At 73.1% G+C, this 9,706-nt stretch carries 9 protein-coding genes; 4 read left to right on the top strand and 5 right to left on the bottom strand.

The annotated features are described in order from the left end of the window. Positions 1 to 110 precede the first annotated feature (110 nt). The 5 genes from ACFWTE_RS28820 to ACFWTE_RS28840 all read right to left on the bottom strand — a co-directional run bounded on the left by ACFWTE_RS28820 (position 111) and on the right by ACFWTE_RS28840 (position 5,696). Positions 111 to 1,022 (bottom strand): MerR family transcriptional regulator, encoded by a 912-nt coding sequence (locus tag ACFWTE_RS28820; protein WP_378783070.1) that lies wholly within the window; start codon positions 1,020 to 1,022, stop codon positions 111 to 113. Between the two features lie 178 nt (positions 1,023 to 1,200). Then, positions 1,201 to 1,491, bottom strand: a complete 291-nt coding sequence (locus ACFWTE_RS28825; RefSeq protein ID WP_378783071.1) for a hypothetical protein — start codon at positions 1,489 to 1,491, stop codon at positions 1,201 to 1,203. 254 nt (positions 1,492 to 1,745) lie between these two features. Further along, on the bottom strand, positions 1,746 to 4,469 hold the full coding sequence (locus tag ACFWTE_RS28830; protein ID WP_378783072.1) for a serine/threonine protein kinase: 2,724 nt from the start codon (positions 4,467 to 4,469) through the stop codon (positions 1,746 to 1,748). Between the two features lie 157 nt (positions 4,470 to 4,626). Next, positions 4,627 to 4,986: a DUF2470 domain-containing protein gene (locus tag ACFWTE_RS28835; RefSeq protein ID WP_378783073.1), complete on the bottom strand. Its 360-nt coding sequence runs from the start codon at positions 4,984 to 4,986 to the stop codon at positions 4,627 to 4,629. A gap of 167 nt (positions 4,987 to 5,153) precedes the next feature. After that, on the bottom strand, positions 5,154 to 5,696 hold the full coding sequence (locus ACFWTE_RS28840) for a YceI family protein (protein WP_378783074.1): 543 nt from the start codon (positions 5,694 to 5,696) through the stop codon (positions 5,154 to 5,156). Between the two features lie 157 nt (positions 5,697 to 5,853). Between ACFWTE_RS28840 and ACFWTE_RS28845 the strand changes: the two genes are divergently transcribed. The 4 genes from ACFWTE_RS28845 to aroC all read left to right on the top strand — a co-directional run bounded on the left by ACFWTE_RS28845 (position 5,854) and on the right by aroC (position 9,498). Then, positions 5,854 to 6,330: a MarR family winged helix-turn-helix transcriptional regulator gene (locus tag ACFWTE_RS28845; protein WP_378783075.1), complete on the top strand. Its 477-nt coding sequence runs from the start codon at positions 5,854 to 5,856 to the stop codon at positions 6,328 to 6,330. A gap of 42 nt (positions 6,331 to 6,372) precedes the next feature. Beyond that, complete coding sequence (locus ACFWTE_RS28850) at positions 6,373 to 7,074, top strand: SseB family protein (RefSeq protein WP_378783076.1); 702 nt, start codon at positions 6,373 to 6,375, stop codon at positions 7,072 to 7,074. A gap of 166 nt (positions 7,075 to 7,240) precedes the next feature. Further along, on the top strand, positions 7,241 to 8,206 hold the full coding sequence (locus ACFWTE_RS28855; RefSeq protein WP_378783077.1) for a prepilin peptidase: 966 nt from the start codon (positions 7,241 to 7,243) through the stop codon (positions 8,204 to 8,206). A 110-nt stretch (positions 8,207 to 8,316) separates the two neighbouring features. Further along, positions 8,317 to 9,498, top strand: coding sequence for a chorismate synthase (gene aroC, locus ACFWTE_RS28860; RefSeq protein WP_378783078.1), 1,182 nt, complete (start codon positions 8,317 to 8,319; stop codon positions 9,496 to 9,498). Positions 9,499 to 9,706: the final 208 nt, after the last annotated feature.

Here is a 9,706-nt window from a genome sequence, read left to right on the forward strand (position 1 = left end):
TGGCCGCGACATCGACCACCGCACCCACAGAACAGTCGTCCACATCACGATCGAAGCCTTGCCAAGCCCACCAGACGGCTAACCGAACGGCATTGTCCCTAGGCCGTGTTTTAGGTAGCGGGTGAGTCTTGGGCGGACAGTTCTATGGCCAGTTCCATACAGCGCCATTGGGCTGGGGAGAAGTCGTAGGGCATCTTGCCGATGGCTTCGAACGCGCTCATGGAGCCGGCCTCCCGCCTGCCGGAGCCGAGGTCGGCCTCGTCCTCGCCGTCCTCGGCGGGAGCGGGGTGCAAAGTGTCCCAGGCGTCGAAGAGGGCATCGTCGTCCTTATCCAGGCCGGACTCCTCGATGACGGCCTGCAGGGCGCTTTCGAAGGCGTGCCGTTCGGCGGCCATGTGAGCCACCCGTGGATCATCGACGGCGACGCTGTCATCGAGTGCCTTCTCGGCGTCGTCAATGCGGTCGGAATCCTCCCGCAGAGTGGGGTGCGTGGCCAGGGCGATGAAGCGGGTGGCCTGGACGGCCGCGCCGAGCGGGCCGAAGATCCGCTCAGTGACCAGCAGAGTGTCCAGGTCCGCCTGACGCAGGGAGCCCTCGGGCAAGCTCTTGAGACGGTCGGTGACGAAGTCGGAGAGCAGGCCCATCCGGCTGCCTTCGGTGCGCATCCGCTGCACGGCGGCCCGTTGCCGCCCCAATTCCGCCTCCTGCTCGGCGAGGGTTTCCTCCAACCGCTCCAGGATGCCCGCGATACCGTCTCCGCTGTCGGCGCCGACGGAAGTCGTGCCGCTGGTAAAGGCGTCACGGATGTCGTCCAGGGCGATCCCGGCGTCGGCCATCTTGCGAATCCACAGCAGTCGGATCATGTCCTCGTACCCGTAGCGGCGGCGGTCATCGCCGCCCCGCTCAGGCTCGGGGAGCAGGCCGATCTCGTGGTAGTGACGGATCGCCCGTGGCGTGCTGCCGGCGAAGGCCGCCGCGTCACCGATCTTGACCTGGCGGGGTGGCATGAAGGACGAATGCATGAGCAGGGACCTTTCCTCAAGGGATCCGGACGTAAGTCCACCAGACCACATGCCGCTACGGAAGGTGCAACCCCATACACACCGCCCCGCGCCAATGCCGGGCGATGCGCCCTTCCCCCGCAATGACCGCAGGACTGTCGTTTCCTGCTGGGGCATCCGCACGACGGCAGACTGAGGTTCACAGCCACTGATGAATCGCCGCGACCTGAACCGTCGCCTCGAACCGAACCGCAAGTTTGTCGAACCGGGTCGCCACGGCCCGGTGCTGCTTGAGACGACTGATCCCGCATTCGACCGCGTGCTGGGCCTTGTAGTCCTCGCGGTCGAAGTCGGGCGAAGGGCCACCGCCACAGCCGCGGCGCCTGCGGTTGCGGACCTGATCGACCGGCTCGGGAATCGTGCACCTGATGCCACGTCTGCGCAGGTAGGCGCGATTCGCGTGTGGAGAGTACGCCTTATCGCCTCGCACCCGCAGCGGGCGGCTCCTCGGCCGGCCGACACCAGGCCGGGGCACCCCGATCGCGTTCAGGACCGGCTCGAACTGCGGACTGTCACCGCGCTGCCCGGCGGTTCCTTCTGCACAGCACCGCGCCGGCGGTCACCGCCAGCATGCTGGTGTGCCCGGCAGATGGTGGAGCCGACACCGACCTCCCAGAAGACCAGCCCGTCCGCGGCGCGGGGGAGGGCGGTGGGCGCACCCGACCCTCCCCGCGGACGCGGGGGTCAGCCGAGCAGGCCGTCGAGCGGGATCAGCACACCCGAACCCAGCGCGATCAGCCCCGTGGACAGCAGCACCACCAGCATGAACAGCGACCCCACCACGGCCAGGCGGAACGCGGCCAGGCGGCGGCGGGCGCGCGCGTTGGCCTTCTTGCTGGCCGCCGACCTGCCCAGCACCACCAGCACGACCGCCAGGAGCACGGGGAACCACCACGCGTCGCCCACGCCGCCGGGCAGCAGGTCGGTCACCGACCCGGTCGCCTCGGCCAGCCGGCCGAGGAAGCCCCCGCTTCCGGCGTCCAGCAGCCCGGTGTAGGCACCGGTCACGAACTCGCTCTCGGGGTAGAAGCCGTTCTCGGGGCGCATGGCCCGGCCCAGCCCGTCGACCAGGCCGAGCAGCGCGGCCGGGTAGGCGAAGCGGCGGCACCGGCCGGCCGACATCGCCCGCTGGATCTGGCTCATGGTCCGTTCGACCCGGCGGGTGGCCCGCTCCTGCTCGCGGCGGTTCCGCGCGGGCTCCCGGGCCCCCTCGGGGTCGTAGGGGTTGGGGGCGGCCGGGTTGTCGGGCCTGGTCGGAGCCGCGGCCTCGGCCCGGCGCTGCCGGGCCGTCGCCACCTTCTCGCGGGTCCGGGCCCAGCGCTCCCGCGCCGAACCGGCCAGGGACGCCCACCGGTCGTGGCGGCGTGCCCTGCCGTCGGCGCGCTCCCGGGCGGAGACGATCCCGCCGACCCGGACCGCCTCGGGCAGCAGCAGCAGCGCTGTGAGCAGGGCGCCCCTGGTGGCGACCGCGTCGCCGCCGGTGCCGTCGCGCAGCGCCTGGCGCCGTTGCTCCACCCACCACGGGGCGTGCGGGGCGTCGCTGCGCTGGCCGGGGTGCCAGGACTGGCGGCGCAGGCGGGAGCGGTGCTGTGAGGCGGTGTCGGGGACCAGGACCAGCTCGACGGCCCGCGCCCACGCGGTGTCCGTCTCGTGGGTGTCGGGGCGGCGGGGGGCGTCGGGGCCCGAGCCGACCAGGCGGTCGACGTTCTCGGACACCCGGCGCATGAGGAGGGGCACCTCGTGCTGGACGCGTTCCAGCAGGGCGCACCTGCCCGAACCGCCGGACCGGCAGGCCGGGTGCGGGCACCAGTGCTGGGAGCCCAGTCCCACCGCGCCCGACTCCACGGCCTCGCGCACCACCGAGTGGCGGCTCGCGTCGCCGGTGGCCAGCGCCAGGAGGCCGTCCGCGCTGATCTCGTGGCCCCGGAAGCGCGGCGGCATGCCCGGCACGTACCGGGCGGCCAGGGCGCTGATCGCCACGTGGGCGAGTTCGGGGTGGGCGTCCAGGCCGGTCAGGTAGGCGCGGTCGAACGTGTAGTCGTTGACCTCCCGGTCCAGCCAGGTACGCAGTTCCGACCAGTGGTTGCGCAGCCACAGGGCTCCGGTGTCGGAGCGGTCCAGCAGGTCGAAGGCCAGGCTCGGGGGGTCCTCGTGGCTGGCTCCGGCGAAGTTGACGGGCCGCAGGCGGCGCGCCGTGCGGATCTGGGGGCGCTCACCCGCGAGCCACTGGGTGACCTCGTCGTGGCCCCAGCGGGCGGACGGCGCGGGGGCGAGCAGGCCGCGCACCAGCAGGCGCCAGCGCTCGTCGGTGATCGCCGAGATGTCCACCTCGGTGTTGCGGGCGGTGAGCCAGTTGCCGCCGCGCTCGGGCCGGCGCCCGGTGACGAGTTCGTGCGCCATCACGCCCAGGGACCACCAGGAGGCGGCCGCCTCCCGGCGCCCCTCGACGACCTCGGGGGCGGCGTAGTCCTCGGTGATGGCCAACCCGCCGTAGACGCGGCTCATGGTGGCCCGCACGGCTCCGCCGAAGTCGGTCAGGGCCACGACCGGCGGGTCCAGCGACCGCACCAGCAGGTTCTCGGGCTTGACGTCGGTGTGGTTGTGCTGGAGTTCGTCCTGCCAGTGGTGCAGGCACTCGGCGACGGCGGAGAGTACGGCGCGCGCCCGGTCCTCGTCCAGGGGGGCCCGGTCGATGACGGCGCGCAGCGTTCCGAGGGAGAAGTACTCCTGGGCTTCCCAGGCCAGGTCCTCGCCCCAGGAGCTGGCGGCGGTGCCGTACCCGTGGATGGCGGGTGTGTGCGGTGAGGCGGTGCCGCGGGCACGGAGCCGGTCCAGGAGTTCGCGGTTGATGTCGTGGCCGGGCCGGTAGACCTTCAGGGCGAGGCGGCGCCCGGGGGAGTCGGTGGGCTCGGCCAGGTAGACGACGGCCTCGCCGCCCGCGCCGACGTGGCCGAGCACCTGGTAGCGGCGGCGCAGTTCGGCGGGCACGGCGTAGTCGAGGTCGCCCGCCGGACCGACCACCACGCGTGAGACCAGGCGGGCCATCCAGTCCAGGAGCGGACCGAACAGGCTTCGCCACCAGGGGGTGCGGCCGTCGTCGCGGCCGTCCCCGGGGATGGTCCGTGCGGGGCGGCGTGCGCCGGGGCCGGCGGGGGCGGTCGGGCTCGCGGAGGGCGCTCCGCCGTTTCCGCCGGGCAGGACGCCGGTGCGGCCCGGTGAGGGCGGGGTGACGCGGGTGGGCGCCGATCCGCCGTCGCGGTCGTCGGAGCCGGGGCGGAACACACGCGTGACCCGGCGCGTGACTCCCGTGCGGCTGCCGTCCTCACCGGCGCCGGTCCGTGCGGTGGTCGCAGCGGGATCGATCCGTTGTGTCGGCGCGTTCTCGTCGCCGTGGTCGGGCGTGACCATGGAGGTCGGGGCCATCCTTCGGATAGGCGGTGGTGTCGTCGGTGTCCGGGGGGATCGACGGACCCTCCCAGACTAGGTCCCGAGCGGCACCGTTTCCGGTGTCTTCGGGACCGTCGGCACGCGGGTCCGCTGTCTCACCCCTACCCCGTTTGACTCCTCACGCCTCCGTGGAGTTCCGCCCGGTTCCCGCCGCTCCCGCACCGGTCGGGTGCTGCTCCCTCGGGGTGGCGCCGAGCCGCGCACAGGCCTCCTGGTACAGGCGGACGACCTCGGCGCGGATCTGCGGGCGCTCGGTCAGCAGGTGCCCCCAGGGGACGCGGACGGCCCGCTCGGCGCCGTCCACCGTCACCGTGTAGTCGCCCCCGGCGCCGTCGAGCCCGGTCATCCGGGCGGCGGTGGCGCCGGGGACGCCTCCGAGCGCCCGGCAGATGAGGAGGGTGTCCTCGGGGTGGTCGCCGTTCATGTGCGCGGTGACCGCGGCGACGACGTCGGGGGAGAAGGGGTGGGGCGAGGACACGGTGCCTCCCGGCGGTGGGCGGTGTGGGGGCGTGACGGAGCGGGGGGAGGGCTGTGCGCCCCCCCCCCGCTCCGACGATATCCGAGATCCCGAGGATGATGACAGTGTGTCGTCACCTTGGCCGCGCGGTGGCCGCCCCCGTACGTCCGCGCCGGGTTACGGGGGTCTCAGGCCTGGTGGGTGAACTCGGCGTCGATGTCGATGGTGATCTTGTCGCCGACGACCACGCCGCCGCTGTCCATGGGCATCTCGATGTCCACGCCGAAGTCCTTGCGGCTGATCTGCGTGGAGGCGGCGAAGCCGGCGCGGTCCAGGCCGTACGGGTCCAGGGTCGAGCCGTTGAACTCCAGGGTGAACTCGACCGGGTTGGTCTTGCCCTTGATGCTCATCTCGCCCTTGAGGACGAAGTCCTCGCCCTTGGCCTCGATGCCGGTGGAGCGGAAGGTGAACTGCGGGTGCTCCTCGACGTGGAAGAAGTCGGCGGAGCGGATGTGGTTGTCGCGGTCACCGTTGTCGGTGTTGATGGAACCCGCGTCGATGGTGGCCTCGACGGAGGAGAGGGCGGGGTCCTCGGGCACCGTCAGTGTCGCCTCGAACTTCTCGAAGCGGCCGCGCACCTTGCTGACCATCATGTGGCGTACCGAGAAGCCGATGACGGAGTGGGTGGGGTCGATGGTCCAGGTGCCGGGCTTCAGTTCCTGCGCTGCCATGGGTGTCTCCCTGTCGGGTTCGGCGGACCCGCGAGTCGGATCCGGCGTTCTCTCCTGAGGAACAAAGTACCTTAGAAGATTCTTCCTGGGAAGCATTGTGGGTTCTCAATCGCAGCGGTGCAAGATCCAGCGGCCGGACACGCCCTACGCTGGGGGCATGGAGAACGAGGCGTGGCTCGACGGAGGCGAACAGCGCGTCTGGCGCGGGTTCCTCAGGATGAACGCCTGGATCTACGACGAGCTGGAGAGGGATCTGCGGGCCCGTACCGGGCTCACCCTCGTGGAGTACGGCATCCTCGTCCACCTCTCCGAAGCACCCGACCGCCGTATGCGCATGCGGGTCCTCGCCGACAGCGTCATCGTGTCCAAGAGCAGGCTCTCCCACCAGGTCGCCCGGCTCGAACGCGACGGCTACGTGCGCCGCGAGCACTGCGACGACGACCGGCGCGGACTCTGGGCCGTGCTGGAGGACAAGGGGGCCCGGGTCCTCGACGACGCGGCCCCCGGACACGCGGTCCGGGTCCGCTCCCTGATCTTCGACAGGCTCACCCGCGACCAGGTACGACAGCTCGCCGCCGTCATCGACGCGCTCGAAGGTGACGAAGCCGTTCCCCGGGGACAGGACTCCGTGTGATCCGAGCGCGCGGCCACCGCACCCCGGGTAGAGTCGGAGCCCGTGAGCAGACCATCGATCATCGGTGCCCAGAACTTCCGTGACGACGACGGCGGAGCCGACCCGGAGGTCGAGGACCGCCTGCGCCGGCACGCCGCCGGCGAGATCGGCGACCGCCAGGTCCTGGCCGCCCTCAGCGGGTCCCGCGTGCTCATCCCGGTCGTGGCCGTGGCCACCGAGACCGAACCGGGGGCCGGCGGGCTGACCAAGGACAAGAACAGCGAGGTCGCCGTCCCCGTCATGACGGGCAAGGACGGCCGCCGCGGCGTGCTCGCCTTCACCTCGGTCGACGCGGTCCGGCGCTGGCGCCCGGATGCGCGCCCCGTCCCCTTCACCGCCAAGGACGCCTGCCAGGCCGTGTTGGAGGAGGGGGCCGACGCCCTGGTCCTGGACGTGTCCGGCCCCGTGCCCCACACCGTCCAGGGCCGCTTCCTCACCATGCTCGCCGAGACCGGTACCGTCCCCGAGCCCCAGGACGACCCGCAGGTCCTCGCCCTCATCTACCGGGTGACCCACGGCGAGTTCGGCATCGAGCGCGTGCGCGTCCACCCCTCCGAGCGGGGCGAGATCGGCATCCGCCTCGAACTCGAAGAGCGCGACGACGAGGCCCTGCGCCGTGTGGCCGACAAGCTCGCCTCCGAGCTCGGGCACGTTCTGCCCGGCGGCATCGAGTTGAGCGCCGTCGTGCGGGCCCGGCGCGACTAGGGAGCGTTTTTTGCATCCTTGCCGGGCTCGCGTCCACGGGCCCGGGCCGGATCCCGCGAGCGGACACGCCGGACGCGGCCGTGTCCGCGCCGCCGGAGCGGGAGGCGTTGTCCACAGGGGGGACCGGGCCGTGTGGCGGGGAGAGGCGGAAGGGTAACTTTTCCCCATGCCCACCCCCTCGGTGCTCGCGTTCTCCCCACACCTGTGGACGGTCCTCGTCGCCGTCTCCCTCGTTCTGCTCGGCCTGGCGGTCGGCCGTCTCAACGGGCGGCTCGTCCCGCTGTTCGGGCCCGTCCGGAGGCCGGGAACGCAGGACGGCCAAGGCACCGGCACGGCACACGGGAACGGCCCGCCGGCAGCAGGCGGCGACGGCGCCGAGGCGGAGCCCGGGGCCACCGCGGACCCGCACCACCGCCCGCTCCGGACCGACGAGGACGACGAGGGGCCTCCGCCGCCCCGATGCCCCCACTGCCTCGCCGAACTCCGCTTCATCCCCGGCCTCCCCGCCGTCGAGGCCCGGCCCCTCCGAAGACGCGGCGCCTGTCCCCACTGCGAACGGGTCATCCGCTCCCACCCCGCAGTCATCGCGGCGACCGCCGTCCTCTTCGGACTCGTGGGAGTCGCCAGTACTCTGCGGCCCGACCCGTCCCCCTTCGGACTCCTCGCCGTCCTGTGGCTCGTCTCCGTGGGCGTCCTGCTGTCCGTCATCGACCTGCGGGTCATGCGCCTGCCCGACGCCGTCGTGGCCCCCGCCTACCCGGTCGCCGCGGCGCTGGTCGGTGCGTCCGTCCTCCTCCCGCCCAGCGGTCCCGACCTGGCCAGGGCCGGCGGAGCGCTCTCCAGCATGGTCTTCGTCACGGTGCTCTACTGGCTGCTGTGGCGGGTCCACCGCGACGGGATCGGCTTCGGCGACGTCAAGCTCTCCGGCCTCACAGCCCTGTACGCGGGATGGGCGGCGGGACCGCTCGGGGCCCTGGTCGCGGTCTTCTGGAGCTTCGCCGCGTTCTCCCTCGTCGGCATCGCACTCCTGGTACTGCGCCGCATCACCCGCCGGGACCCGTTCCCGCTCGGCCCGTTCATGCTCGCCGCCACCCTGGCCACCGTCCTCGCCGGGGCGCCCCTGCTGCCGTAGGGCGTGCGGGGGCGCGCACACCCCGGGAGGGAGGGGCCCACCGCCCCGGTCGCGCCCGCCGGCGCCCCCGGGTGCCACCCCGGCCCGCGATCCGTGGGAGGATCGTGCACATGTTGCGTTGGCTGACCGCGGGGGAGTCCCACGGACCCGCACTCGTCGCGATTCTGGAGGGCCTCCCGGCCGGTGTGTCCGTCACCTCTGACGACATCGCCGCCGCGCTGCTCCGCCGCCGCGCCGGGTACGGCCGTGGCGCCCGGATGAAGTTCGAGAAGGACCAGGTCTCCGTCATCGGAGGCATTCGCCACGGCCGCACCCAGGGAGGTCCCGTCGCGATCGAGGTCGGGAACACCGAGTGGCCCAAATGGGAGAAGGTGATGTCGCCCGACCCGGTTCCGGCCGAGGAACTGGAGGGCGTGGCGCGCAACGCGCCGCTCACCCGCCCCCGCCCGGGGCACGCGGACCTGGTCGGCATGCAGAAGTACGGGCACACGGAGTCGCGCCCGATCCTGGAGCGCGCCAGCGCCCGTGAGACCGCGGCCCGCGTCGCGATCGGCGAGGTGGCCCGGCAGTTCTGCCGCCAGGCGCTCGGCGTCGAGATCGTGAGCCACGTGGTGTCGATGGGCCCGGTCGAGGTGCCCGAGGGCACCCCGGAGCCGCGCCCCGAGGACCTGGCCGCCGTCGACGCCGACCCGTTGCGCTGCTTCGACCCCGCAACCAGCGCCCGCATGGTGGCGGAGGTCGACGACACGAAGAAGGCCGGCGACACCCTGGGCGGCGTGGTCGAGGTCCTCGCCTACGGGTTGCCGCCCGGCCTGGGCAGCCACGTGCACTGGGACCGGCGGCTGGACTCCCGGTTGGCCGGTGCCCTCATGGGCATCCAGGCCATCAAGGGGGTCGAGGTCGGCGACGGGTTCCGTACCGCCGCCCGCCGCGGCTCGGTCGCCCACGACGAGATCGAGCCCGGGCCCGACGGCGTGCGCCGCCGCACCAACCGCGCGGGCGGGGTCGAGGGCGGTATGACCACCGGCGACCCGCTGCGCGTGCGCGCGGCGATGAAACCCATCGCGACCGTGCCCAACGCCCTGGACACCATCGACATCGAGACCGGTGAACCCGCCAGGGCCAACCACCAGCGCAGCGACGTCACCGCCGTCCCGGCCGCGGGGGTGGTCGCCGAGGCGATGGTCGCCCTGGTGCTCGCCGAGGCCGCCGTCGAGAAGTTCGGCGGCGACTCGGTCACCGAGACCGCGCGCAACCTCCGCGGCTACATGGACTCGCTCGAGATCCGCTGAACCACCGGGCCCGGGCCCCGCGGGGCGGGGCCAGCCCCCTCCGGCGGGGCTGGGGCCCGGACCGCCGTGCCCGCCCTGTCGCCCCGGAGCGGGGGGGGGGGGCCCCGCGCCCGCCCCCCGCCCGGGGTTTTGGGTTACCGGGGGGCCAAAACCCCCCCCGCCGGCCCCCGCGGGGCCCCCGCGGGGGGGGGGGGCGGCCAGCCAACGG

It is taken from the genome of Nocardiopsis sp. NPDC058631 (genome assembly GCF_042716955.1).
In the GTDB taxonomy this organism is placed as follows: domain Bacteria; phylum Actinomycetota; class Actinomycetes; order Streptosporangiales; family Streptosporangiaceae; genus Nocardiopsis.